Genomic DNA, 22,484 nt, shown 5'->3' with positions numbered 1-22,484 from the left:
CCGCCCGAAGGCGTGCAGCCTTGCGCCCTCGGCGCGGAGCCAGGCGCGGTGCGGCTTGGCTTCGCCGACCAGAGCGCGGACGTGGGCCCAGAAGCGCGGGCCGTGGTTGAGCTCCAGCAGGTGGGCGCACTCGTGGGCGGCCACGTAGTCGGCCACCTCGAACGGGGCCAGCGCCAGGCGCCAGGAATAGCGGATGGACGCCGCCCCGCCCCGTATGCCCGGCCGGCAGGAACCCCAGCGGCCCTTGGCGTCCGCGACGGTGACCCTGGGCGCGGCGGCGCCCAGCATGGCGGCGTAGACCTCGGTGCGCTCGCCAAGCACCGCCAGCGCCCGCTTCTTCAGGATCAGGATCACCGCCCGCGCATAACCCTCGCCTCCATTTCCGTCGACCGCCATGGCGGCGATGCGGGCAGGCTCGCCGCCGGCGGCCGGGATCCATTTGGCGCGGCCGGTTCCCGCCTCCAGCCGCACCGGCTCGCCGAACACCTGCAAGGTCATGCCGGGATGGACCGGGGTCGCGTCCGGCAGTTCGGCCATCCGTTCGGCGATCCAGCCGGCGCGCTCGCGGGCGAAGGCGGCGGCCTCGGGCAGCCGGCGGGGCGAAGGCGCGGTGGCGACGATCTCGCGGCGGGTGCGGTCGAGCCTGAGCGAAACCCGGCGCGCCCGGCGGTTCACCCGCAGGGTCACGGCCGCCCCGGCCACTTCCAGCCGGTCGCCGTCAGCCCAATTCTTTCCTGGAAAAATCACGATCGCTTGCCGGCATAGCCGGCCGGCGATCGATCGGGGGACCGGCCGAAGAGACTCATCGCCTCCGAATCTAGGCGGCTTCGGTCTGTTTGGGGAGGGCGGCGTTGGCCGGGGTGCGGGAAAGCGCCAGCTCGGTGTCCCAGATCGTGTTGCGGATCCGCGGATAGATCTCGTTGCGGAACCGGGCGCCGTTGAAGACGCCGTAGTGGCCGACGCGCGGCTGCACATAGTCCTGCTTCAGCTCGGCGGGCAGGCCGCTGCACAGATCGTGGGCGGCCTGGGTCTGGCCGATGCCGGAGATGTCGTCGTTCTCGCCCTCGACGGTGAGCAGGCGGATGTCGGTGATCAGCTCGGGCCGCACCAGCCGCCCGCGGTGGACCAGCTCGCCCTTGGGCAGCAGGTAGCGCTGGAACACCACGTCGACCGTCTGCAGATAGAACTCTTCGGTCAGGTCGAGGGCGGCCAGGTACTCGTCGTAGAATTCCAGGTGCCGTTCGGCGGAGTCGCCATCGCCGTCCATCAGCTGCTGCAGGTAGCGCAGGTGCGCTTCCTTGTGCTTCTCGATGTTCATCGACATGAAGCTGGCGAGCTGGACGAAGCCCGGATAGACGCGCCGGCCCATGCCCGGATAGGGCGGCGGCACGGTGTCGATCATGTTCGACTTGAACCAGGCGAACGGCTTTTCCTCGGCCAGGCGGTTGGTGACCGTGGGCGAGAGGCGCGCGTCGATCGGCGAGCCCATGAAGGTCATCGAGCCCGGCCGGCTTTCGTCGCCGTCCTCGGCCATCAGCGCCGCGGCGGCCAGCACCGGCGGCCCGGGCTGGCAGACCGCCACCACGTGCGGCCGCGGGCCGAGCACCTGCAGCATCGTGCGGATGTGGTCGATGTAGTCGTGGAAGTCGAAGCGGCCGTCGAGCACCGGCACGTCGCGGGCGTTCGACCACTCGGTGATGTAGACCTCGTGGTCCTGCAGGAAGGCCTGCACCGTGCCGCGCAGCAGGGTCGCGTAGTGGCCCGACAGCGGGGCTGCGATCAGCACCGCCGGCTCGCGGGTGCGGCGCCCGGCCCGGCGCATGTCGGCCATGTCGCGGGCGAAGTGGGTGAGCTTGCACCAGGGGCTTGACCAGACTTCGGTCGGGCGCACGCGCACCGCCTGGCCGTCGATCTCGACCGTATCGATGCCCCACGCCGGCTTGCCGTAGCGGCGGGTGAGGTTCGCGAACAGGTCGGCGTTGGCGTAGAGTCGGCGGCCCAGCTCGCTGTCCCGCGCCGGATTGAGCGGCGAGGACCAGAAGTCCCGCGTCAGCCGCGCTGCGGCGCGAAGCGGCGTGGAGGCGTAGAAGCCCGCCTCATAGAGGGAATAGAGCATGCCACATCCTTTGTGCGCCGCAACATAACACCCGAAGCGTTAATCGGGTCCATACCCAACTTTCGGCCCTCAACAGGATTGCGCGTGGGGACCGTGGCTCATGGCCGCAGCGACCTTGGCCGCCATGGCCTGGGGGGTGTCGCCGTAGGGGATGACGCAGACGAAGTCTCCGGTCGGACTCATCAGATAGGTAATGGTCGAGTGGTTGATCTGGTAGTCCGCCCCGTCGCCGGCCTTCTGGTAGAAGACGTGGTAGGCGCCCGCCGCCTGGGCGACCTGCTGGGGCGTGCCGGTGAGGCCGAGCGTCCGGCGCGGGAAGGCGCTGTTGGACAGGTAGTTGGCCAGCACCTTGGGCGTGTCCCGCTGCGGATCGACGGAAATGAACACCGTCTGGAAGTCGTCCGCCTTGGGACCCAGCAGCTTTTCGGTCTGGCCGAGCGCCAGCAGCGTGGTGGGGCAGGCTTCCGGGCAATAGGTGAAGCCGAAGAAGACCGCGCTCCATTTGCGCTTGAGGACGCCGGCGTCGACCTTGCGGCCCGTCTGGTCGACCAGCTGGAACGGCCCGCCGATAGCCGCGGCCTGGGTTGGCGCCCCTAGGAGGCCGTGGCGCACCGCCAGGCCGGTGATGGCGGCGAAGGCCACGGCCAGGATGGCCAGGAGGGCCCACACGGTCCGGCTCATCGGCATTCCTCTTTCGTCTTCGCCGCTTTGGGGCTCGTCAGGGCGCGTCGGGCAGGCGATCCTGTGACGGCCATGCCCGGATCAAGGACGCCCGCCGCCGCTGCGACACAGCCCCGTCTCGATAGGACCCGGGCCACCGACATGCAAGGCGACGCCCGGCCTTACGAGCGGGGGCTGGACGAGCCGGGGCCCGGCGGCGACTGGTCCGAGGGCGCCGTGCACCGCGGACGCTTAAGGGTGCGCACGCTGGTCACCCTGCGCTGGCTGGTGGTGGCGGGTGAAGTCGCGCTGCTGCTGCTGGTGATGGGGATGGGGTTCGCCATACCCTACCCCCTGTGCTTTGCGGTGGTGGGCGCGGGCGCGTGGCTGAACCTGCTGACCGGCGTCGCCTCGCCCGGGCAGCGGGTGTTCGGCGACCGCGAGGCGACGGTCCAGCTCAGCATCGACCTCCTGCTGATCTCGACGCTGATCTTCCTGACCGGCGGCACGTCGAACCCCTTCGTCCTGATCCTGATCGCCCCGGTGACGCTCGCCGCCGCCACCCTGCCGCTTCGTCAGCTGTTGACCCTGGGCGCGATGGCCGCCGTCATCTCGGCCCTGCTGGCCTTCATCTCCCTGCCCCTGCCACACGCTCCCGGCGTGGCGGCGGCGATCCCGGAGAGCTTCAGGGTCGGCGCGGCGCTGGCCAATATCGCCGGCATCGCGCTCACCGCCGGCTATGTGCGTCAGGCCGCCGTGGAGTCGGCGCGCATGGCGCTGGCGCTCGACGTGACCCAGGCGGTGCTGGCGCGCGAGCAGCGGCTCTCGGCGCTCGGCGCGCTGGCCGCCGCCGCCGCCCACGAGCTCGGCACCCCGCTCGCCACCATCTCGATCGTCGCCAAGGAGCTGGCCCGCGAGGCGCCGACGCCGGCGGTCAAGGAGGATGCCGAGCTGCTGGTCTCCCAGGCCGAGCGCTGCCGCGAGATCCTGCGCCGGCTCACCGAGACCCCCGACGCCGCCTCCGACCAGGTCCACGAGCGGCTCTCGCTGCGCCAGCTCGTGCAGGAGGTGATCGAGCCCCATGCCGGCGTGAAGGGCGTGCGCGTCGAGGCGATCGTCACCGGGGCCAAGGGGATGAAGACCCCCGACATCCGCCGCATGCCGGAGATCACCCACGCCTTCACCTCCTTCGTGGAGAACGCCGTGGACTTCGCGGACTCGGAGATCCTGGTCTCCGCCCGCTTCGACGCCGACACCATCTCGATGGAGGTGCGCGACGACGGCCCGGGCTTTCCGCCCGAGGTGCTGGCCAAGCTCGGCGAGCCCTATGTGACCACCCGCCCGGGCGCCGAAGGCTCGCGCACCGGCCACATCGGCATGGGGCTCGGCTTCTTCATCGCCAAGACGCTGTTGGAACGAACTGGGGCCGTTGTGACCTTTCAGAACGGCAGACCGCACGGCGCCGTCGTGGCGGCCCGTTGGCCGCGCTCGAAAATCGAAGCCGGCGTGTTGTGAGTTCCGGCTTGCGGAACCGTCGCGTCCTGCGACAGGATGCCGCACACGTCAGAGTTTAGGGAGCCCCAGGTTGGGGATCGCCGCATGACCGACCTTTCCGCCGATGTCGCCGCCCTTTCCGACAAGACGCTGCTGGTGCTGGACGACGACGCGCCGCTGCGCACCCGCCTGGGCCGCGCCCTTGAGCAGCGGGGTTTCGAGCCGACCCTGGTGGGCAGCGTCTCCGAGGCCCTGGCCGCGGTCAGGACCCACGCACCGGCGTTCGCGGTGCTGGACATGCGCCTGGAGGACGGCACCGGGCTGAAGGTGGTGGAGGCGGTGCGCGACGCCCGCCCGGACGCCAAGATCATCATGCTGACTGGCTACGGGAACATCGCCACCGCCGTGCAGGCGGTGAAGGCCGGGGCCGTGGACTACCTCTCCAAGCCCGCCGACGCCGACGACGTGGCCCGCGCCCTCTTGGCCCGCGGCGACAACTCGCCCGCGCCGCCGGACAATCCGATGAGCGCCGACCGGGTCCGCTGGGAGCACATCCAGCGCATCTACGAGCTCTGCAACCACAACGTCTCGGAGACCGCGCGCCGCCTCAACATGCACCGGCGCACCCTGCAGCGGATCCTGGCCAAGCGGGCTCCGCGTTAGGGACGCCTCTCCCCCGGCGAAGCCAAGAGGGAGAAGGTAGGGAGGGGGCGGCACGTGAGAGCGTGATGCGCCGGCGGTTCGTCGAAGGCGCTTGGTCCTGCCGCGCGCCAGACGGAAACGCCCCGCCGCCCTCTCCCTGCCTCTCCCTCTCTCGGCGCCCCGCGGATCGAGCGCCTTGAACAGGTGCAGGGCCTGCAGGAGGGCGTTGCCCAAGCCTATTCCAGCGCCAGCGCCTGAACCCCCGCCGCGCGCAGGGCCGCCAGCCGGCCGAACGCCAGCGTCAGCGCCTTGCGCCGCGCGCCGGCCAAAGGGGCCACCGGCGCCTCGCGCAGCACCGCGCCGCCGAACCCGTCGGCGACGATCAGGCCTGGCTCTTGCGGCAGGATCTCGCGCGGGAACTCCGGGCCGACCGCGAAGGCGAAGGCGTCGCAGTAGGGCTGGTACTCATGCCACTTCTGGTCTGTGCGGAAGTCCTCGAGGCTGGACTTCACCTCGACGATGAAGATCTCGCCCCGCCGCCCCAGCGCCATCAGGTCGGCGCGCCTACCGTTGGGCAGGGTCACTTCGGCCAGCGGCGCATAGCCCAGCGCGGTCAGCAGCCGCGCGGCGCCGCGGGTGACGGCGGCGGTGGTCTCCGGGCGCGAGATGGTGACGAAGGTGACGGTGGCGTCCACGGGCGGCAGATTGTTCCGCCTTCGTTCCGGACGCAAGCCCTCGGCGTATATATATCTTGCAAATGCATATCGGCGTGCTAAGTTGAATCCATTGAAGGATTCGACCCAATGTCCGTACTCAGCCAGCCCCAGTTCCACGACGAAGCCGCCGCTTTCGCGTTCGTAGAGGCCGAACTGTGGCCCAACGGCCCCATCTGCCATCACTGCGGCGGCTTCGAACGCATCAGCGCGATCACGCCGAACCCCGAGAAGCGCATCCGCATCGGACTGAAATACTGCGGCCAGTGCCGCAAGCAATTCACCGTCCGCATGGGTACGGTCTTCGAGGAATCGAAGCTCCCCATGACCAAGTGGCTGCAAGCGATCTACCTCATGGTTTCGTCCAAGAAGGGCGTCTCCGCGCACCAACTCCACCGCACGCTTGAGATCACCTACAAGAGCGCCTGGTTCCTCGCGCATCGCATCCGTGAGGCCATGCGTACCGGTGAGCTGGCGCCCTTCGGCGGCGAAGGCGGCGCGGTTGAGGTCGATGAAACCTACCTCGGCAACAACCCCGACAACGAGCCGAAGGAAGGCAAGGCGCGCCGTAGCGGTAACAAGAACTGCCTCGTCACCATGATCGACCGCGACACTGGCCGCGCCCGCTCCATCGTGATCGACCGCATGGACGCCGCCACCATCGGCACGATCCTAGAGGACAACATCAGCATGGAAGCCCGGCTCATGACCGATGAGCATCCGCTGTACGGCATGCTGGGCTATGCCTTCGCCGACCACGGCCAAGTCACCCACAGCCGGGGCGAGTACGTCTCCAAGCAGGACCGCACCGTCCACACCCAAACCGTCGAGGGCTTCTACAGCGTGTTCAAGCGCGGCATGAAGGGCGTGTACCAGCACTGCGCCAAGAAGCACCTTCACCGCTACGCGGCTGAGTTCGACTTCCGCTACAGCTACCGCATCGCCCTGGGCGTGGATGATACCGCTCGCGCCACGCGGGCGCTGCAAGGGGTGGTCGGGCGCCGTCTCACGTACCGGCCAGTTGACGAGCGGCCCCACGCCTAAGGGGCGCTCTAAGCGCATTAGGTCGCGCTGGAAGACGAAGCCCCACCGCAAAGAAATGGCTTGACTGAATCCGAGAACAGACGCACAAATGCTTGCCGGGAGTGCGTCACATAGCACGTTGAGACTAAGGTCTCACCCGGCGTCCTCATTTCAAGTCAAACAAACCCGTTTAACGGATACTTAACGACGCCGAAACCGTCGATGACTCCGGCTGGACTCTTGCGAAGGCTCGGTTCCAGCATCTTGAAGTATCTGTCGTCCTTGCGCTCAAATTTTCTCCAGACGGCACCCGCCACCATGTCGGCAAGCTGAATCCCGACGCTTAGGTTCGACGGATGGATAAATAGGCCCTCCACGAGGTTTTCATACTTGGAGGTAAAGCCGGAAGCCGAGTGCAGCAGCTTCTCATGGTGACCTCTCAGCCTTTTGTCATCCCCGGCGCCACGATGATCGCCCACAACAATCCCGTACTGTTTGATACCGGTGATCTTCGAGATGTCTTGGAGATGATACTGGAACCGCTCCGTGATCGGCTTGAAAGTGCCGTGGTATAGTTCGTCCTGGGTGTTCACCGAGGCCATTTTATATGCGCCAACGCGGGACGCGACGCAGGCCAGCGTTCGCACGGCAGTCTCAGAGCCAAGGAGCTTGTAGACCTCCTCGCGGATGGCATCCCGCTCACCCTGCGGCATCCCCCGCATGGGGTTGCGCGAGTCATCGTTGTTTGGCGCAAAGTAGCGCCACTTGATTTCGCCCCTGATCTTTCGTCGGATCTTGATCCCCATCAGGCCGTCGCGCATGCGGTGCCAAGAGGTTTCTGGTATGATTACCCCGCCGACAACGAAATAGGACGGGTGTTGGTCTTGGGGTCTGGGCGCAGTGCCCGACTCATCAAGGAAAAGAATGTGCATGGCCCAGTCTGATCACGAGTCCAGCCAAGCCGACAAATTCCGCGACCTAGCCCGCGAGCTGGAATGCGACGAAGACGAAGCGGCCTTCAAAGCGGCGGTGAAGAAGATCGCCCAGACACCGCCGCAGCATCGAGAGAAGCCGAAGGGCGGCGATCCTCAGTGAGCGCGGTTGGAGCGATTATGGCGGCGGCGGCGGTAGTTGCCGCAGCGCCGCCAGATGATGGGCTGACCTACCGAGTGGGCGCAGGCATTTATAGCTGCGGCTCGTGGCTCTCCACTCCGGCCAGAGTGCAGGAGGGTGAGGTCTGGATTATGGGCTACTGGAGCGGGTTGAACCGAGCCAACCCACAGGGGCGCACAGTTGGCCGATCAACGGACGCAGACGGGCTAATCGGTGAGGTTCGTAAGGTGTGCGAGGAGCAACCCTCGATGAAGCTGATTGACGCCGCCACACAGGCGTACGTGAAACTCCAAGCCGTAGGCCGCTAGCGTTCGTTCCGTGGCCGATTCGGGCGCGGCGCGTCCCAATCCAAGCTGTTCTCGATCAGTCGCTGGGCGAGCTGGTCGTCGTAGCCGCCCCTCTTGCCTTTGTCGGTCAGCCGGCTTTGCTTCACCAGTTCAGCCTTGGCCGCGACAAGTGCGGCCTCGGCGTTCGGGGCATTCTCCAGCTTGTCCCCTAATGCAGCGAGTTGGTCATCGCGAAGCTGCACACGCTCTTTCAGCGTCTCCAGACGGCCTCGAAAGTGAAGTTGGGCCAAGCCCCACCCGCCAGCGATTGATGCGAGGATGATGGTCGCAGCGCTGAGGGGCGCGTGCGAGATCACCGGCCATTCTCTGACGTAGGTATCGAACGGTTCCATGCCGGGATCATATCAGCGATCCCTCTGCATTTGCGTTCGATATATACGCCAAGCCCTCAGCCGCGGGCGGGAAGCGGGAATTCCAGGCGGCCGGTGTCGAAACCGAGCTGCTTGATGCGGGCGAGCGCCTCGCTGCGGAAGGCGGTCGGCAGGGTGGGCTTCTGCGACATCAGCCACAGGTACTTACCGTCGTGGGTCGCGAGGATCAGCCACCCCTGGTCGGAACGCTGGTCGAGCACCCAGTACTCCTGGGAGATCAGGCCGCCGAAGAAGCTCATCCTGAACTTGGCGTTGGAGACCGGGTCGGCCACCCGCGCCTTGGCCTTCCACTCCGACAGCGGCCCGTCGGGCGCGCCCTTGTGGCAGGCCTGGACCACGGAGAAGCCTTCGCCGTTGCGGGTCCAGTCGGAGGTGCCGGCCTGGCAGCCGCGCTGGGTCATGTTGGGCAGGCGGGCGACCTCGTACCAACGGCCCACGATCTTGGTAAGCTCGATGTGCGGCGCCGGCTGCGGCATGGCGTCGGCGACCGCGGCCTGCGCGGCGGCAAGGGCGGCCGCGGTGGCCAGGATCACGGTCAGGCGCTTCAGCATGGGCGGCTAGATAACTAGGAGCTGTGACAATTGAAACGCCCGCGAAGGTTCGCGGGCGCTGCATAAGGACGCAACATAACCTTGGCCCTTTCGAGGCGCGCGTCCTTTTTCGAGGAGCCCGTCACTCCGCCGCGATGGAGACGGGCCGGGCGCGGTCCTTGAAGTTGATCGCCTGCAGGTAACGGATGCCGTCCTCGGCGATGTCGTCGCCGACCATCCGCTCGCCCTCGGCCGCCAACTCGTCCATATCGACATAGGCCGCATAGAAGCTGCGGGTCCGGGGCGTGATCAGGCCGGCGTTCAGCAGGGTCTTGATGAGCACGCGGAAGACATTGGTCTCGCCCTTGAACTTGCGCGTCGGGTCGCGCTCCTTGCGGCGCTGGACGATGTCGGCGATCACCCGCTCGGGGTCGAGGTCGAACCGGCCGTAGATCTCCGCCGACTGGCGCGGGTCGCCGCGGTCGAACAGCAGGGACTGGGCGCAGTGGGCGGTCCAGTCCTCCACCAGGTTGCGCTCGGCCTCGGTCAGCTTCGGGATCGTCCGGTCGGCCCAGATCGTCCCGCACTTGTGGTGGATGGCCGCGTCGGTCATCACCAGCTGGAACAGCCGCTTGGCCACCGGATCGCGGTTGTGCCGGTAGCCGTTGGCGAAGGCGCCCATGGCCAGGCCTTCGACCAGCATCTGCATGCCGACGATCTTCTTGTAGACCTCCGGCGCCTCGATGATCTCCACCAGCAGCGCCTTCAGCGCCGCGCCGCACTCGGTGGGCCGGCCCCAGCGGGCCTTGATGTACTTGGCGAAGGCGGTGACGTGGCGCGCCTCCTCGCGGGTCTGGTTGGCGGCGTACTCCTGGGCGCCCTGGTCGTAGAGCACGTGGCAAAGGCTGGCCGACAGATTCAGCGCGCCCTGCTCGCCGTGCAGGATCGAGGAGAAGCCGCGCAGCTGCATGTAGTTGATGAAGGCGATCTTCTGCTTCGGATCGGTCAGGGTCTCGGCGACGTAGGGCAGGCGCAGGATCGGGTTCTGCTCCTCCGGCGTCATCGCCTCGTTCTCGAGGTCGAAGGGCTCGTCGAAGTCGATGTATTTCTTATCGAGCGGGTCCCAGAAGTGGTCGTGGGTCGCCGAGATGATCTTGTCGAAGGCCGTCGAGCGCTCGGCGTAGCGGTCCAGCGTCAGCATCGACTCGAAGTCGTCGGGCGCCACCGCGCCGTACATGGCGTCCTTGGTGATGTTGCCGTCGGCCATCTGATCGCTCCCGGAATTGGCCCGTCTGACGCGAGCCTGCTGACGCAAGAATGTGGTGAGCTTCGCGCCGGACGCCAGCGGGGTCAAAGAAAAGCGGAGACCGCGTCGCGCGGCGGAGGGCCGATCAGCTCAGCATCGCGCGCCGCCAGGCCCCCGGACTTGCGCCGACCAGCTTCGAAAACACGCGCGTGAAATGCGGCTGATCCGAAAAGCCGGTTTCGAGGGCAATGTCCGCCAAGGGCCGGTCCGCCGCCAGCACGAGCTCCCGCGCCCGGCGGATGCGAAGATCGGTCAGCCACGTGTGCGGTGGCATCCCCGTGGACTCCTTGAACGCGCGATGAAAGTGCGACACCGACAGGCCGGTCAGGCGCGCGAGCTCAAGAGGATCCACCTTCTCCGACACGTGGCTTTCCAGATAGTCCGTCACCGCCTTGATCTGCCGCGCGCTCAGGCCGCCGCGATGGTGCGCCGGCGGGTCCCGAGTATCCATGCCCTTGAGCAAGGACAGCAGGCTGATCGAGAGGCTGTCTCCCAGCAACGGATCGCTCGGCCCGTCCAGGCGACACTCGGCCTCGAACAGGCGGGCCAGGGCGAGGAGGCGCGGCTCGAAGAACGCCAGCCGCGGCGATTGCGGCAGATCGGCCTTGAACCGATCGCCGACCAGCGCCGCCAGGTCGGTCTCGCTGAATTGGAGGCTGACGTAGCGGACGTAGCGGAGCTTTTCCGCATAGGTCCAGAACGGCGCCTCGGCGGGCACGAAATAGACGCGATGCGGGGCGTCGGGGCGGGCCGCGGCGGTCTTGCGGCCCGTACGCGCATGGATCCGACCGCCCACCTCCTCGAGGATCACCATCAGCCGGCAATAGGCGGCGGCGCGGTCGACTTCGAAGGCGCCGGTGAAGGCCATTTCCTTGACTACGGCGGACAGGCCGCTCCAGGTCTTCTGCCGGACGCTGGTGATGGCGCCGCCGGGATTGTCAGCGAGGAAGGCCGTGCGCCAGTCGCCGCGGGCGCGGTTATCGGGTCCGGATTGCAAAGGCGCCATGGGACGGCTCCCGGATACATCCAGGGTCATATTCAACCCGGCGCCCAAGTCCTGCAACCGATCGCAAGGATGAACAGGACGCCGCGGTCCTCTGAGGCGTATTGGGCGCATTCCACAGGTCGGCTCCGTCCGGTCCCTCCCCCGCAAAGGCCTCCAGAATGGCGTCGCCGCTGAGCGTGAATCTCCCCGAGACTCTCAGGACGGTCCGCACGCGGCCGCTGTTCGTGATGCGGCTGGAGGTCGTGGGGCCGCGGGTCATCGGCCAGACACCCAATGGCCTGCGCCGGGTCGGGGTTGTCACCGGCGGCGCCTTCGAGGGCGAGCGGTTGTCCGGCAGCGTGCTCGACGGCGGGGCCGACTGGCAGACCGTACGTCCCGACGGCGCCACCACGCTCGACGTGCGGTTGATGCTGAAGACCTCCGACGACGCCCTCATCGGCGTCAACTACCGGGGTCTCCGGCACGGACCGGCCGACGTCATCGCCGGAATCGAGAAGGGAGAGGTCGTGGACCCGGCCAGCTACTACTTCCGGATCAACCCGATGTTCGAGACCGCCGCGCCGGCCTACGACTGGCTGAACCGTGTCCTTGCGGTCGGCATCGGCCATCGGCTGGCGGACGGTCCGGTCTACAGCGTCTTCGAAGTTCTATGATCGCGCCCGCATCCGGGTCGACTGCCGCTACGCCGGGAAGCTGTCGCCGAACATCGGCAGGCCGCTGACGGAGTCCTCGCGGGTGACCTCGTCCTCGATCACGTCCCAATGCTCGGCCAGGCGACCCCCCTCAACCCGGACGATGTCGACCACCACCCAGGCCTTGGGCGCGCCGTGCCCTGAGAAGCGGCCGTGCAGCATCAAGAGGTTCCCCTCCGCCAGGATCTTGCTGTTCTCGTATTTCATCGTGGGGGGCGAGTTCTTCACCAGGTTGAACAGGCCCTCGCGCCCGGGGGGGATGTGGGCGCTGTGCTGGATGTAGTCCGGTGACCAGAACCGCTCGGCGGCGGCCAGGTCCTTCCTGTTGAACAGGGTCTCGAAGGCCTCAAGCACCAGGGCCTTGTTCTGCTCTTCGACGGGTCGGGTCATGGAAGCTCTCCGGGGCCGCATCACATCACGGCCGTCACCGGCGCAGTGTCGCCGCTTGGCCGCAATGCGGCTTGGAGGATTTCGCCGGAATCTGGAGCCTCGGCTACCCGAGGGCGCTGGCGAACGTGAGCAAATCGTTCAACGGACCACGAGGAGCGCCAAGCTGGGAGGCAGGCCCGGGCTCAAGTTGCAGGCTCCGCAACAGAACGAGGGCCCCATGACCCAGACGCTGCATCTCGCGCCGCTCGCCGCCAGCCTGGCGGTGCTTGCCGCAGCCATCATGCCCGCGGCCGCACGGGCCGCGGAGCGTCCGGCGATTGTGCTGGTCCACGGGGCCTGGGCCGACGGTTCGAGCTGGAGCAAGGTCATTCCGCTCCTCAAGGCCAAGGGACTCAAGGTGGTGGCGGTCCAGCTTCCGTTGAGCTCGCTGGCCGAGGACGCCGCCGCGACCGGGCGGGCGATCGCCCAGCAGGGCGGCCCGGTGATCCTGGTCGGCCATTCCTGGGGCGGCGAGGTGATCACCCAGGCCGGCGGCGATGCGAAGGTGGCGGGCCTAGTCTATGTCGCGGGCTGGGCCCCCGACACCGGCCAGTCGCTCCTCCAGGCCGGTGCCGGCTATCCCGCCAGCCCTGGGGCGCCGACCGTGGTCCCCGACGCAGCCGGCTGGCTGTCGATCCCCGCCGAAAGCTTCGTCGTCAACTTTGCCCAGGACCTGCCCAAGGCCGAGGCGGCCCTGCTCGCGGCGACCCAGGGACCGGTGAAAGGAAGCGCGTTCGGAGAGCCGGTCACGGTCGTGGCCTGGAAGGCCAAGCCGACCTGGTACGTGGTCGCCGGCCAGGACCGCATGATCGACCCGGGCCTCGAGGCCATGTTCGCCAAGCGGATGAAGGCCAAGACCATCCTCCTGCCGAGCAGCCACGTGGCGATGCTGTCCCATCCCGTCGAAGTCGCGAATTTGATCATCGAGGCGGCGGACAGCGCCAACAAATAGACACCCGCTCGGCGGAGCCTGACCGCCTGGAGGGGCGCGCCGCCGCACACGAAGGACCTGCGCCATGACCGATCTCTCCGGCAAGACCGCCCTCGTCACCGGCGCCTCGCGGGGCATCGGCCGCGCCACCGCGCTCGCTCTCGCCAAGGCCGGCGCGCGGGTGATCGTGCACTACAGCCGCGGCGTGCAGGAGGCCGAGGCCCTGGTCGCGGAAATCCGGGCTTCGGGCGGAGCGGCGGACGCCGTCGCGGCCGATCTGTCGGCGCCGGATGGCGCGCACAAACTCGCCCAGGCTGTCCGCGGCCTTGTGGGCGAGCGCCTCGACATCCTCGTGGCCAACGCCGGGGTCGCCAACACCGCGACCCTGGAGGACACCACGGTGGAGGCCTTCGACAACCTCTTCGCCGTCAACGTCCGCGCGCCGTTCTTCCTCGTCCAGCAACTGCTCCCGATCCTCGACGACGGCAGCAGTGTCGTGCTGTCTTCCTCCCTGGCCGCGCATGCCTCGGTCGGAACCTTGGCGGCCTACGCCGCGACCAAGGGCGCGATCGACACCCTGGTGAAGCACTTCGCCGCCGCGCTCGGCGAGCGCGGCATTCGCGTCAACGCCGTCGCGCCGGGTGTCGTCGACACCGAAATGTCGGGCTTCGCGAGGACCGACGCAGGCCGCGACTACACGCTGTCGCTGCAGGCCCTGAAGCGGGTGGCCCAGCCGGAAGACATCGCCGGTGTCGTGGCCTTCCTCGCCTCCGACGCCGCCCGCTGGGTCAATGGTGACACCGTCCGGGTCGACGGCGGCTCGAAGCTCTAGTGTCCCGATTCCGAAGTTCGCAAGCGCTTGCGGGTGACTTTGGCGAACTTCGGAATCGATGAGGACACTAGCAAGTGTAGGTTTTCTAGTGTGCTTCTTGGATTTGAAGTTCGCTCGGCGCGTGGCGCGGGAATGAGGCGAACTTCAAATCCAGCACACTAGCTGGCCCCTACTCCGCGGCGATCAGGACCGCGCGGGCCTTTTCGGCGAAGTTGATCGCCTGGAGGTACTTGATGCCTTCTTCGGCGATGTCGTCGCCGACCATCTTGTCGCCTTCGCTCTTCAGCTCGTCGATGTCGACGTAGGTGGCGTAGAAGGCCTTGGTGCGCTCGGTGATGATGCCGGCGTTGACCAGGGTCTTCACCAGCACGCGGAAGATGTTGGTCTGCTCTTTCATGTCCTCGCGGCGGGTCTCGTCGTTCACGATCTCCGCCATCTCGGCGATCACCTTGTCGGGGTCGAGGCCGAACTCCTCGTAGAGGCCGACGTTCTGGGTCGGCGCCACCAGGTTGAACAGCAGCGTCTGGAAGCAGTGCGCCGCCCACATCTCGATGATCTCGTGCTCGGCCTCCGTCAGGTGCGGGATGGTGCGGTCGGCCCAGATCTTCCCGAACTTGTGGTGGAAGGCCTCGTCGGTCATGACCAGCTGCGTCAGCTTCTTGGCCAGCGGGTCGTTGGTCTCGTTGAAGACGGTGGCGAAGGCGCCCATGGCCAGGCCCTCCACCAGCATCTGCATGCCGATGATCTTCTTGTAGACCTCCGGCGCGTGGATGATCTCGACCAGCAGGTCCTTCAGGATCGGGCCGCATTCCACCGGCCGGCCCCAGCGGGCCTTGATGTACTTGGCGAAGGCGGTGACGTGGCGGGCCTCTTCGCGGGTCTGGTTGGCGGCGTATTCCTGCGCGCCCTGGTCCTTCAGCACATGGCAGAGGCTGGCCGACAGGTTCAGCGCGCCCTGCTCGCCGTGCAGGATCGAGGAGAAGGTGCGCAGCGTCTGGGCGTTGGCGAAGCGGATGCGGTCCTTCGGATCGGTGAGGATGCCGTTCACATAGTCGGTATGCAGCGCCCCGATCATCTTCTCCGGCAGGATCATGGTGTTTTCCATGTCGAAGGGCTCGGAGAAGTCGATGTACTTGGGATCGAGCGGATCCCAGAAATGGTCGTGGGTGGCCGAGATGATCTTGTCGAAGGCCGTCGAGCGCGCCCCGTAGCGGTCCAGCTCCAGCATGGACTCGAAGTCGTCCGGCGCCACGGCGTCGTAGATCAGGTCCTTGGTGATGTTGCCGTCGGCGGCCATGGGTTCGCTCCTGCCTGCAATGGTGGCGAAACCCAACCATCTAAACAGTGATCAGTCAACAAAGATGACGGGGGCGTCACCTTAGCCCGCGCTCGCCTCGATGGCGTCGATGTCGGCGTCGGAGAGGCCGAAGTGGTGGCCGATCTCGTGGACCAGGACGTGGCTCACCAGCTCCTCGAGCGTCACCTCGCCGCGTTCAGCCCATTCGTCGAGGATCGGGCGGCGGTAGAGGAAGATCATCGAGGGTTGCGGCGCCGGGCCGAAGCCGGACCGCCGGCCGATGTCGACGCCCTGGTAGAGGCCGGTCAGGCCGAAGGAGTCCTCGATCCCCAGCTCGTCGAGCACCTCGTCGGAGGGGAAGTCGTCGACCCGGAAGATCACGTCGCCGGTGAGCTTGCGGAAGCTTTCCGGCAGCGCCTGGAACGCGGCCTCGGCGAGCGCCGCCAGGTCGTCCAGCGACGGCGCCTTGCCGACCTTCAGAACCTCACTCATCGGGCATGACGATGTGCGGCGCGTCCGGCGGGCGCACCTCAAAGAGGCCGATGTCCAGCGGCTGCTGCGGCTCGATGGGGCGAAGCGGCTGGCGGGCGATGGCGCGCAGGGTCTCCGGATCGAGCGGCTGTCCGGCCCGGCGGACCTTGCGGGCCTGCGGCGCCTCGATGGGCCGCTCCGCCGTTCCGATCCGCCAATAGGACACCATCAGCCGCCAGGCCGTGCGCGGCGGGGCGGCCGTCGGCGCGGGCCAGCGCCGTCCGTCCTCGAACGTCGGGTCGACATGGGCCGACCGCTGACCGGGCAGGATCTGCTCGGCCAGCCGGCGCCACGGCTCGTCGAGCAGGCCGCCATAGGCGTCCACCGCCGCCTCACGGGTCGCGAAGGCCGGGCCGGTGGGATCGGTGGTGAAGACCACAGCCTCGCCCGCCGCCGCCAGCGCCTCGCGCTCGCGGGCCGCGCGGCCGAGCGGGGCGGCGAGCGCCTGCTCCGCATTGGCCGCCACGGGATAAAGGATCGCGGTCATGCTTTCCGGGACTTGGGCTGCGATCATGCGCCAACTTAGCCTAGCATCGAAAACGCGGCGCGGATGCGGCGAGGTCCCGCCGGGCCTAGTCTGCCAGACAGGTGATTCGCCGGAGCGTGGCCCAGGACGAGGATGAGCGCCCCCCAACTGATCCTGGCAGCGGCGGCGGGCGCGGTTTCCCTGGCGATCTGCGCCGTGCTCTGGGCGCTGGCCCAACGGCGGCAGGCGCAGGCGCGAGTCGAGGCGATCGCCGCCCGCCTGGCCGCCGTCGAAGGCCGCGCGGAAGCCGCCCAGGCCTCGGCCGAGGCCTTTGATTCAGCCCTGCTGGCGGTGGAGGATGGCCGCGCCCTGCTGGCGTCCGGCGAGGAGTCGCTGGCGGTCTGCGCCGAGGCCCTGGGGCTCGCCGACGCCGACCCGCAGGCCATCGTCAACGCCCTGATGCGCGCCGATCCCGACCATGCGCGGCGCCTGCGCGCGCTTTTTGAGCGGGGAGAAGCCTGCGCGTTCGAGGTCCAGGGCGACGGCGGGCTGGTGGCCGTGGAGGGCCGGGCGGCCGGCGCGCTCGCCTGGCTTCGGCTGTCGGCGGCGGTCGGCGAGGACCCGGGGCTGCCCACCGCGCCGCGCTTTGCGGCCCTCCTGAACGCGCGCGCGACGCCCGCCTGGATCGCCTCGGCCGACGGCTCGCCGGTATGGGTCAACGCCGCCTGGCTGAAGGCCGTTGACGCCGTCAGCCTCGACGAGGCCGCGGCGCGGGGCGCCGCCTTCGACCGGACCGCGGACGCGCTCGCCGCCGAGGCCGCCAACCTCGGCCAGCGACGCGACCAGGTCCGCTGGGCGACTGTCGCCGGCAAGCGGCGGGCCTTCCACATCACCGCCCAGCCGCTGGAGGGCGGCGGCGTCGGCGTCTGGACGGAAGACGTCAGCGAGCAGGAGGAGCTGCGCGACCTCCTGAAACGCAACGTCGAGGCGCACGACGAAACGCTGAACCACATCGCCGACGCCGTCGCCGTCTTCAGCCAGACCAAGAAGCTGATCTTCCATAACACCGCCTTCGCCGAGCTCTGGGGCCTGGAGCCCGCTTGGCTCGCCGAGCAGCCCAGCCATTCCGAGCTGCTGGACCGCCTGCGCCAGCGCCGCCGCCTGCCGGAGACCGCCGACTACGCCAAGTGGAAGGCCGGCGAACTCGACCGCTACGAACAGCTGGCGGCCGGCCCCGACGACATGTGGAGCGTGCCCGACGGCCGGACGCTGAAGGTGGTGCGCCAGCCGCACCCGATGGGCGGCCTGCTGCTGCTGTTCAGCGACATCACCGACGAGCTGAAGCTGAAGACCCAGTACAACGCCCTGATCCAGGTGCAGCAGGCGACGCTCGACAAGCTGTCGGATGCGGTCGTGGTGTTCGGCTCCGACGGGCGGCTTCGGCTGCATAACGAAGCCTTCGCCAGATTCTGGAACGTCACGCCCGCGCAGATCGAGGCCGCCGGCGACTTCGAGGGCGTCGTCGACCTCTGCATCCCAAAGCTCCACGACATGGGCTTCTGGCGCGAGCTGAAGGGCCGCGTCGCCGACCCCGATCCGCAGGCCCGCGCGCCCACCACCGGCGAGGTGAAGACCTCCGACAGCCGGATCGTGGTCTACCAGTCGCGACCCCTGCCCGACGGGGCGACCCTGATCGCCTTCACCGACGTCACCGACGCCCGCAAGCTGGAGGGCGCGCTCGCCGCCAAGGAACAGGCGCTGGCCGACGCCGAGCGGCTGAAGCGCGACTTCGTGGGCAACGTCTCCTATGAGCTGCGCACCCCACTCACCACCATCATCGGCTATTCCGAGCTGCTGGAGCGGTCCGGCGAGGGCCTGTCCGACCGCGGGCGGGGCTACGCCGCGGCGGTGAAGTCGGCGGCGACCCAGCTGGCGCGGTCCATCGACGACGTCCTCGACATGGCCCAGATCGACGCCGAGGAGATGGCGCTCGACCTGGAGGACGTCCGCGTCGCCGATCTGCTGAACGCCCAGGCTGAGCGCTGGGCGCCCGAGGCCGAGGCCGCGAGCGTCAAGATCGTGGTCGAATACCCGGAAGACCTGGGCTTGATCCGCGGCGACGCCCGGCGTCTGGGCCAGATCATCGAGCACCTGGTGGAGAACGCGATCGGCCAGACGCCGGCTGACGGAACCGTGACCATCGCGGCCAGGAAGGCGCTGGGCGAGATCCAGCTGCAGGTCTCCGACACCGGCCGCGGCATCCCCTTCCATGTCCAGGCGCACATCTTCGACCGCTTCATCGGCCGCGAGCGCGGCGGGCCGGGCCTGGGCCTGGCGCTGGTCAAGGCGCTGACCGAACTGCACGGCGGCTGGGTGGCGCTGGAGAGCGAGCCCGGCGCCGGCGCCACCTTCACCTGCCACCTGCCCGAAGAGGCCCAGGCCGCCGCGGCCCAGCCCGAGCTGGGGCTGCGGGTTTAGCCCCCGCCGGCGCTGGGGGCGGGCAAACCTTTTCCAAACCTTAAGGATTCCTTGAGCTCGGCTTTAGGACTCCCGGCGCCCGGGACCGGCACCTTGCCGGCGAGGGCGACCGATCGAGGGCCCTCCATGTAACCTGAAGGGGGTCCCTGTCATGAACTCAGTCGCAATCTCCGCGAGCCGGTCCAACATCTCCCGTGGGCGCGCGCGCCTGGCGGCCGCGGCCGCAGCCATCGCGCTCGGCCTCCCGGGCCTGGCGGAGGCCACCACCTATTTCACCGGCACGGCCTCGGCGGGCAGCACGTTCTCGCTCAACGACCAGCTCTTCAACGGCTTCTCGTTCAACTACTACGGCGTGGTGTTCAGGGGCGGGTGCTCCAGCTGCATCACCGCCACCGCCGCCGACGGCTCAGCCCTGGGCACGTTCAACTTCGCGATCGGCGGCTCGCCCTGGAGCTATCTGCAAGATCCGCTGATCTATCCGCAGACCACCACGCAAGGGGTCGCCCCGGGCGGCTCCTACGAGCACTTCGAGGGCTACGGCAACGTCGACATCCTGGCCGCCCCGTACGGCGTCGGACCCAGCCTGCTCGGCGGCGGCGGCAACTTCGACGCCTTCAGCATCTACGCCACGCCAGGGTCGAGCACGGCGACCATTGAGTTCGACCTCGACCAGTACGCCACCTCCGGCCTGATCACCCTGCCGTCGGTCCCGCTCTACCTGCAGATCACCGCCTCCACCGCGAGCCCGGTCACGCTGACCAACCTAACGCCGGACCGCGCGGTCCCGGTCTACAGCTTCACCACGCCAATGGTGTTCGACTTCACGGTGGCGCTGTCGGACACGCGCTTCTCACCCTCGGGCGGCGGCAGCCTGCCAGGCGGTGATGGCGGCGGTGGCGGCATACCGGAGCCGGCGACCTGGACGATGCTGCTGGCCGGCTTCGCCGCAACCGGGGCGGCCCTGCGCCGACGCCGGCGCAGCCCGTCCGGCGCGCTCGCCTGATCCCATTCCGTCACCCCGCGGCAGCGCCCTGGCTCAGCCGGTGCTGACCGACCCGGACCATTCCGGCCCCCGCGCTCATCACCGCCGAGCGGACAACCTCCGGCGGCCTAAGCTGAGCTGCATTCACTGAATAGGCCTAGGAGGGCGGCCGCGCGTCCCGCCGGACGATCCCAAAAACGCTTGCACTTGATCTGGTGTTATAGTTAGGTATAACACCAATGCGGCGATAGGACGAAGACGCTGGCGCCGGGCGATGCGGTCGAGGCGGCCATGCCGATAGGGCGTGCGTTTCGGGACGGAACATGGACCCAGAGTGGAACGACAGTCAGCCGATCTACCGACAGATTCGGGACCGGGTCGTCGCCATGATCCTCGACGGCCTGCTCGCGGAAGGCGATCCGCTGCCGTCGGTCCGCACGGTCGCGACGGAGTCGCGGGTCAATCCGCTGACGGTCCTCAAGGCCTACCAACAGCTCGAGGGCGAACAGCTTGTCGAGAAGAAGCGGGGCCGCGGCATGTTCATCAACGAGGGAGCGCGGGACCTGCTGCTGCGGGGCGAGCGCCAGAAGTTCCTCAGCGAACAATGGCCGGAAATCCATGCGACCATCCAGCGGCTCGGCCTGACGCCCGAGGACCTGATGCGACCCAACGGTCGCCCGTCGAAGACCCGTGGGGGGAGTTGAACGCATGTCGTGCATAGAAGCCCATCGGCTGCGGAAGGCCTACGGCGCGACGGTCGCGCTGGATGGCGTCGACCTGCGGGTCGAAGAGGGCCGCATCCTCGGCCTCATCGGGCCGAACGGGGCCGGCAAGAGCACGGCCCTGAACGCGATCCTCGGCCTCACCAAGGTCGAGGGCGAACTCAAGGTCCTGGGGCGCGATCCCTGGGCCGAGCGGGACCAACTCATGCGCGACGTCTGCTTCATCGCCGACGTGGCCGTGCTGCCGCGCTGGATGCGTGTCCGCCAGGCGCTCGACTACGTCGCCGGCGTGCATCCGCGCTTCGATCGCGCCAAGGCGGAAGGCTTCCTGGCCAGGACGACGATCAAGCACGCCAGCAAGGTCCGCGAATTGTCGAAGGGCATGGTCGCCCAACTGCATCTCGCCCTGATCATGGCGATCGACGCAAGGCTGCTGGTGCTGGACGAGCCGACGCTGGGCCTGGACCTGCTCTATCGCAAGCAGTTCTACGATTCCCTGCTGAACGACTACTTCGACGGCGACCGAACCATCGTCGTGTCGACCCATCAGGTGGACGAGATCGAGCACATCCTCACCGACGTGGTGTTCCTCGACCGTGGCCGCGTCGTGCTCGACAGCAGTATGGAGGACCTCCAGTCCCGCTATCTGGAAGTGATCGTGGGGCCTGAGAATCTCGCCGCGGCGCGGGCGCTCAATCCCATCCACGAGCGCGGGCTGTTCGGCCGCAGCATCCTCATCTTCGACCGGGTCGGCCGCGACAGCCTGGCCGCGCTCGGCGAGGTGCGCACGCCCGGCCTCGCGGACCTGTTCGTCGCCCTGATGGGCGCCCCGCACGCCAAGGCGCAGGGGGTGGCCGCATGAGCAACCCATCGAACGCCATGTCCGAGACGCCCTTCGCACCCGACGCCGCCGCGGCCGCCGCCCTGTCGGCGACCCGGCCCTTCTACTGGTCGGTGCGCCGCGAGCTGTGGGAGAACCGCTCGGTCTACCTCGCGCCGCTGGCCGTCGCCGGGGTCGTGCTGGTGGGCTTCCTGTTCAGCACGATCGGCATGCCGCAGCGCAGGCTTGCGACCCTCAAGCTGCCGCTGGCCAGGCAGGCGGCGGTGATCGCCGAGCCTTACGACTTCGCCGCCGGCGCGATCATCATGACCATGGTCATCGTCGCCATCTTCTATTCGCTCAACGCCCTGCACGCCGAGCGCCGTGACCGCAGCATCCTGTTCTGGAAGTCGCTGCCGGTGTCGGACGCCACCACCGTGCTCTCCAAGGCCTTCGTACCGCTCGCGGTCGTGCCTGCGGTGGCGTTCGTGATCGCCACCGCAACGCAGCTCGTCATCCTGCTGGCGAGCGTCGTCATCCTCTTGTCGAACGGCGTGCCGGCGACCGCCCCGGGCGGTCCCGACCTGGCGGCGCAGTGGGTGATGGAGCTCTACGGCCTGGTCGCGCTCACCCTGTGGTCCGCGCCGCTCTGCGGCTGGCTGCTGCTGGTCTCCGCCTGGGCTCGGCGCACGCCCTTCCTGTGGGCCTTCCTACCCCCGCTCGCGCTCTGCCTGTTCGAGTTCCTGGCCTTCCACACGCACAAACTCTGGTCGGCGCTGCAGTATCGGCTCGTGGGCGGCCTCGGCGAAGCCTTCACCGTCGGCGGCCAGGCCAAGGTCGTGATCTCCCATCCGTCGCAGCTCGAGCCGCTGCGGTTCCTCAGTCTGCCTGGGCTGTGGGCCGGCCTGGTCATCGCCGCCGCCTGCCTCGCCGCCTGCGTCTGGTTGCGCCGCCGCAACGACCCGATCTGAACCCGCCTCATC

General features: G+C 68.2%; 25 protein-coding genes. 12 read left to right on the top strand and 13 right to left on the bottom strand.

Annotated elements, in window-relative coordinates; translation table 11 throughout:
* From JWP28_RS03005 to JWP28_RS02995, 3 genes are all read right to left on the bottom strand, one after another.
* Positions 1-747: SprT family zinc-dependent metalloprotease (locus JWP28_RS03005; protein WP_366143781.1), on the bottom strand; the 747-nt coding region annotated here is incomplete at its 3' end.
* 70 nt (positions 748-817) lie between these two features.
* A complete protein-coding gene (phaZ, locus tag JWP28_RS03000; protein WP_299539819.1) occupies positions 818-2,116 on the bottom strand; it encodes a polyhydroxyalkanoate depolymerase in 1,299 nt (432 codons plus the stop codon).
* A 69-nt stretch (positions 2,117-2,185) separates the two neighbouring features.
* A complete protein-coding gene (locus JWP28_RS02995) occupies positions 2,186-2,797 on the bottom strand; it encodes an SCO family protein (RefSeq protein WP_299539816.1) in 612 nt (203 codons plus the stop codon).
* 141 nt (positions 2,798-2,938) lie between these two features.
* On the opposite strand from JWP28_RS02995, the gene JWP28_RS02990 reads away from it, so the two are divergent.
* Together JWP28_RS02990 and JWP28_RS02985 are read left to right on the top strand one after the other, a co-directional pair.
* Positions 2,939-4,291 (top strand): ActS/PrrB/RegB family redox-sensitive histidine kinase, encoded by a 1,353-nt coding sequence (locus JWP28_RS02990; protein ID WP_299539814.1) that lies wholly within the window; start codon positions 2,939-2,941, stop codon positions 4,289-4,291.
* 84 nt (positions 4,292-4,375) lie between these two features.
* Positions 4,376-4,933 carry an ActR/PrrA/RegA family redox response regulator transcription factor gene (locus tag JWP28_RS02985; RefSeq protein WP_299539811.1) on the top strand — a complete coding sequence of 186 codons (558 nt, stop codon included), beginning with the start codon at positions 4,376-4,378 and terminating at the stop codon, positions 4,931-4,933.
* A 215-nt stretch (positions 4,934-5,148) separates the two neighbouring features.
* Here JWP28_RS02985 and mmcB read toward each other — a convergent pair whose 3' ends face one another.
* Positions 5,149-5,580: a DNA repair putative endonuclease MmcB gene (gene mmcB / locus JWP28_RS02980; RefSeq protein WP_299539821.1), complete on the bottom strand. Its 432-nt coding sequence runs from the start codon at positions 5,578-5,580 to the stop codon at positions 5,149-5,151.
* Between the two features lie 135 nt (positions 5,581-5,715).
* Here mmcB and JWP28_RS02975 point away from each other — a divergent pair, with 135 nt between their 5' ends.
* The gene (locus JWP28_RS02975) at positions 5,716-6,669 is read left to right on the top strand and encodes an IS1595 family transposase (RefSeq protein WP_299539809.1); all 954 of its coding nucleotides are present in this window, start codon (positions 5,716-5,718) and stop codon (positions 6,667-6,669) included.
* Between the two features lie 155 nt (positions 6,670-6,824).
* Here JWP28_RS02975 and JWP28_RS02970 read toward each other — a convergent pair whose 3' ends face one another.
* Positions 6,825-7,580 (bottom strand): DUF3800 domain-containing protein, encoded by a 756-nt coding sequence (locus tag JWP28_RS02970; protein WP_299539807.1) that lies wholly within the window; start codon positions 7,578-7,580, stop codon positions 6,825-6,827.
* Here JWP28_RS02970 and JWP28_RS02965 point away from each other — a divergent pair.
* The gene (locus JWP28_RS02965; protein WP_299539805.1) at positions 7,579-7,743 is read left to right on the top strand and encodes a hypothetical protein; all 165 of its coding nucleotides are present in this window, start codon (positions 7,579-7,581) and stop codon (positions 7,741-7,743) included. The two genes, JWP28_RS02970 and JWP28_RS02965, sit on opposite strands and share 2 nt — an antisense overlap.
* 322 nt (positions 7,744-8,065) lie before the next feature.
* On the opposite strand, the gene JWP28_RS02960 is transcribed toward JWP28_RS02965, so the two are convergent.
* The 4 genes from JWP28_RS02960 to JWP28_RS02945 form a co-directional block, all read right to left on the bottom strand.
* Complete coding sequence (locus tag JWP28_RS02960; protein ID WP_299539803.1) at positions 8,066-8,440, bottom strand: hypothetical protein; 375 nt, start codon at positions 8,438-8,440, stop codon at positions 8,066-8,068.
* A 56-nt stretch (positions 8,441-8,496) separates the two neighbouring features.
* Complete coding sequence (locus JWP28_RS02955) at positions 8,497-9,030, bottom strand: lipocalin family protein (protein ID WP_299539800.1); 534 nt, start codon at positions 9,028-9,030, stop codon at positions 8,497-8,499.
* Positions 9,031-9,151: 121 nt separating this feature from the next.
* Complete coding sequence (locus JWP28_RS02950; protein WP_299539798.1) at positions 9,152-10,276, bottom strand: ferritin-like domain-containing protein; 1,125 nt, start codon at positions 10,274-10,276, stop codon at positions 9,152-9,154.
* A gap of 124 nt (positions 10,277-10,400) precedes the next feature.
* The gene (locus JWP28_RS02945) at positions 10,401-11,321 is read right to left on the bottom strand and encodes an AraC family transcriptional regulator (RefSeq protein ID WP_299539796.1); all 921 of its coding nucleotides are present in this window, start codon (positions 11,319-11,321) and stop codon (positions 10,401-10,403) included.
* Positions 11,322-11,479: 158 nt separating this feature from the next.
* Here JWP28_RS02945 and JWP28_RS02940 point away from each other — a divergent pair, with 158 nt between their 5' ends.
* Positions 11,480-11,974, top strand: a complete 495-nt coding sequence (locus JWP28_RS02940) for a DUF3237 domain-containing protein (RefSeq protein ID WP_299539794.1) — start codon at positions 11,480-11,482, stop codon at positions 11,972-11,974.
* Between the two features lie 27 nt (positions 11,975-12,001).
* Here JWP28_RS02940 and JWP28_RS02935 read toward each other — a convergent pair whose 3' ends face one another.
* Entirely contained in the window at positions 12,002-12,403 is a 402-nt protein-coding gene (locus JWP28_RS02935) for a nuclear transport factor 2 family protein (RefSeq protein WP_299539792.1), read from the bottom strand.
* Positions 12,404-12,620: 217 nt separating this feature from the next.
* Between JWP28_RS02935 and JWP28_RS02930 the strand changes: the two genes are divergently transcribed.
* Both JWP28_RS02930 and JWP28_RS02925 read left to right on the top strand, forming a co-directional pair.
* Positions 12,621-13,394, top strand: coding sequence for an alpha/beta hydrolase (locus JWP28_RS02930; protein ID WP_299539788.1), 774 nt, complete (start codon positions 12,621-12,623; stop codon positions 13,392-13,394).
* A gap of 64 nt (positions 13,395-13,458) precedes the next feature.
* On the top strand, positions 13,459-14,205 hold the full coding sequence (locus JWP28_RS02925) for an SDR family oxidoreductase (RefSeq protein WP_299539787.1): 747 nt from the start codon (positions 13,459-13,461) through the stop codon (positions 14,203-14,205).
* 169 nt (positions 14,206-14,374) lie between these two features.
* Here the strand turns inward: JWP28_RS02925 and JWP28_RS02920 are convergent, their stop codons facing one another.
* The 3 genes from JWP28_RS02920 to JWP28_RS02910 all read right to left on the bottom strand — a co-directional run bounded on the left by JWP28_RS02920 (position 14,375) and on the right by JWP28_RS02910 (position 16,520).
* On the bottom strand, positions 14,375-15,502 hold the full coding sequence (locus JWP28_RS02920) for a ferritin-like domain-containing protein (protein ID WP_299539785.1): 1,128 nt from the start codon (positions 15,500-15,502) through the stop codon (positions 14,375-14,377).
* A gap of 81 nt (positions 15,503-15,583) precedes the next feature.
* The gene (locus tag JWP28_RS02915; protein ID WP_299539784.1) at positions 15,584-15,994 is read right to left on the bottom strand and encodes a metallopeptidase family protein; all 411 of its coding nucleotides are present in this window, start codon (positions 15,992-15,994) and stop codon (positions 15,584-15,586) included.
* Positions 15,987-16,520 (bottom strand): hypothetical protein, encoded by a 534-nt coding sequence (locus JWP28_RS02910; protein WP_299539783.1) that lies wholly within the window; start codon positions 16,518-16,520, stop codon positions 15,987-15,989. Before JWP28_RS02910 ends, JWP28_RS02915 begins: the two co-directional genes overlap by 8 nt.
* A 132-nt stretch (positions 16,521-16,652) precedes the next feature.
* On the opposite strand from JWP28_RS02910, the gene JWP28_RS02905 reads away from it, so the two are divergent.
* From JWP28_RS02905 to JWP28_RS02885, 5 genes are all read left to right on the top strand, one after another.
* On the top strand, positions 16,653-18,977 hold the full coding sequence (locus tag JWP28_RS02905) for a PAS domain-containing sensor histidine kinase (protein ID WP_299539782.1): 2,325 nt from the start codon (positions 16,653-16,655) through the stop codon (positions 18,975-18,977).
* 151 nt (positions 18,978-19,128) lie between these two features.
* A complete protein-coding gene (locus JWP28_RS02900; protein WP_299539781.1) occupies positions 19,129-19,980 on the top strand; it encodes a PEPxxWA-CTERM sorting domain-containing protein in 852 nt (283 codons plus the stop codon).
* Positions 19,981-20,282: 302 nt separating this feature from the next.
* Positions 20,283-20,663 carry a GntR family transcriptional regulator gene (locus JWP28_RS02895; RefSeq protein ID WP_299539780.1) on the top strand — a complete coding sequence of 127 codons (381 nt, stop codon included), beginning with the start codon at positions 20,283-20,285 and terminating at the stop codon, positions 20,661-20,663.
* Positions 20,664-20,667: 4 nt separating this feature from the next.
* On the top strand, positions 20,668-21,543 hold the full coding sequence (locus JWP28_RS02890) for an ABC transporter ATP-binding protein (RefSeq protein WP_299539779.1): 876 nt from the start codon (positions 20,668-20,670) through the stop codon (positions 21,541-21,543).
* The gene (locus JWP28_RS02885) at positions 21,540-22,472 is read left to right on the top strand and encodes a hypothetical protein (protein WP_299539778.1); all 933 of its coding nucleotides are present in this window, start codon (positions 21,540-21,542) and stop codon (positions 22,470-22,472) included. The genes JWP28_RS02890 and JWP28_RS02885 overlap by 4 nt, the downstream gene beginning before the upstream one ends.
* Positions 22,473-22,484: the final 12 nt, after the last annotated feature.

Origin of the sequence: Phenylobacterium sp. (genome assembly GCF_028290885.1) — a bacterium.
Classification (GTDB): Bacteria; Pseudomonadota; Alphaproteobacteria; order Caulobacterales; family Caulobacteraceae; genus Phenylobacterium.
Note: the sequence above shows the minus strand (reverse complement) of the source record. Positions and strands in the feature narration are given on the sequence as shown.

Coding starts and splice junctions, on each gene's coding strand:
- phaZ (WP_299539819.1), bottom strand. CDS start 2,116: ATGCTCTATTCCCTCTATGAGGCGGGCTTCTACGCCTCCACGCCGCTT.
- JWP28_RS02995 (WP_299539816.1), bottom strand. CDS start 2,797: ATGAGCCGGACCGTGTGGGCCCTCCTGGCCATCCTGGCCGTGGCCTTC.
- JWP28_RS02990 (WP_299539814.1), top strand. CDS start 2,939: ATGCAAGGCGACGCCCGGCCTTACGAGCGGGGGCTGGACGAGCCGGGG.
- JWP28_RS02985 (WP_299539811.1), top strand. CDS start 4,376: ATGACCGACCTTTCCGCCGATGTCGCCGCCCTTTCCGACAAGACGCTG.
- JWP28_RS02975 (WP_299539809.1), top strand. CDS start 5,716: ATGTCCGTACTCAGCCAGCCCCAGTTCCACGACGAAGCCGCCGCTTTC.
- JWP28_RS02965 (WP_299539805.1), top strand. CDS start 7,579: ATGGCCCAGTCTGATCACGAGTCCAGCCAAGCCGACAAATTCCGCGAC.
- JWP28_RS02970 (WP_299539807.1), bottom strand. CDS start 7,580: ATGCACATTCTTTTCCTTGATGAGTCGGGCACTGCGCCCAGACCCCAA.
- JWP28_RS02960 (WP_299539803.1), bottom strand. CDS start 8,440: ATGGAACCGTTCGATACCTACGTCAGAGAATGGCCGGTGATCTCGCAC.
- JWP28_RS02955 (WP_299539800.1), bottom strand. CDS start 9,030: ATGCTGAAGCGCCTGACCGTGATCCTGGCCACCGCGGCCGCCCTTGCC.
- JWP28_RS02950 (WP_299539798.1), bottom strand. CDS start 10,276: ATGGCCGACGGCAACATCACCAAGGACGCCATGTACGGCGCGGTGGCG.
- JWP28_RS02945 (WP_299539796.1), bottom strand. CDS start 11,321: ATGGCGCCTTTGCAATCCGGACCCGATAACCGCGCCCGCGGCGACTGG.
- JWP28_RS02940 (WP_299539794.1), top strand. CDS start 11,480: ATGGCGTCGCCGCTGAGCGTGAATCTCCCCGAGACTCTCAGGACGGTC.
- JWP28_RS02935 (WP_299539792.1), bottom strand. CDS start 12,403: ATGACCCGACCCGTCGAAGAGCAGAACAAGGCCCTGGTGCTTGAGGCC.
- JWP28_RS02930 (WP_299539788.1), top strand. CDS start 12,621: ATGACCCAGACGCTGCATCTCGCGCCGCTCGCCGCCAGCCTGGCGGTG.
- JWP28_RS02925 (WP_299539787.1), top strand. CDS start 13,459: ATGACCGATCTCTCCGGCAAGACCGCCCTCGTCACCGGCGCCTCGCGG.
- JWP28_RS02920 (WP_299539785.1), bottom strand. CDS start 15,502: ATGGCCGCCGACGGCAACATCACCAAGGACCTGATCTACGACGCCGTG.
- JWP28_RS02915 (WP_299539784.1), bottom strand. CDS start 15,994: ATGAGTGAGGTTCTGAAGGTCGGCAAGGCGCCGTCGCTGGACGACCTG.
- JWP28_RS02910 (WP_299539783.1), bottom strand. CDS start 16,520: ATGACCGCGATCCTTTATCCCGTGGCGGCCAATGCGGAGCAGGCGCTC.
- JWP28_RS02905 (WP_299539782.1), top strand. CDS start 16,653: ATGAGCGCCCCCCAACTGATCCTGGCAGCGGCGGCGGGCGCGGTTTCC.
- JWP28_RS02900 (WP_299539781.1), top strand. CDS start 19,129: ATGAACTCAGTCGCAATCTCCGCGAGCCGGTCCAACATCTCCCGTGGG.
- JWP28_RS02895 (WP_299539780.1), top strand. CDS start 20,283: ATGGACCCAGAGTGGAACGACAGTCAGCCGATCTACCGACAGATTCGG.
- JWP28_RS02890 (WP_299539779.1), top strand. CDS start 20,668: ATGTCGTGCATAGAAGCCCATCGGCTGCGGAAGGCCTACGGCGCGACG.
- JWP28_RS02885 (WP_299539778.1), top strand. CDS start 21,540: ATGAGCAACCCATCGAACGCCATGTCCGAGACGCCCTTCGCACCCGAC.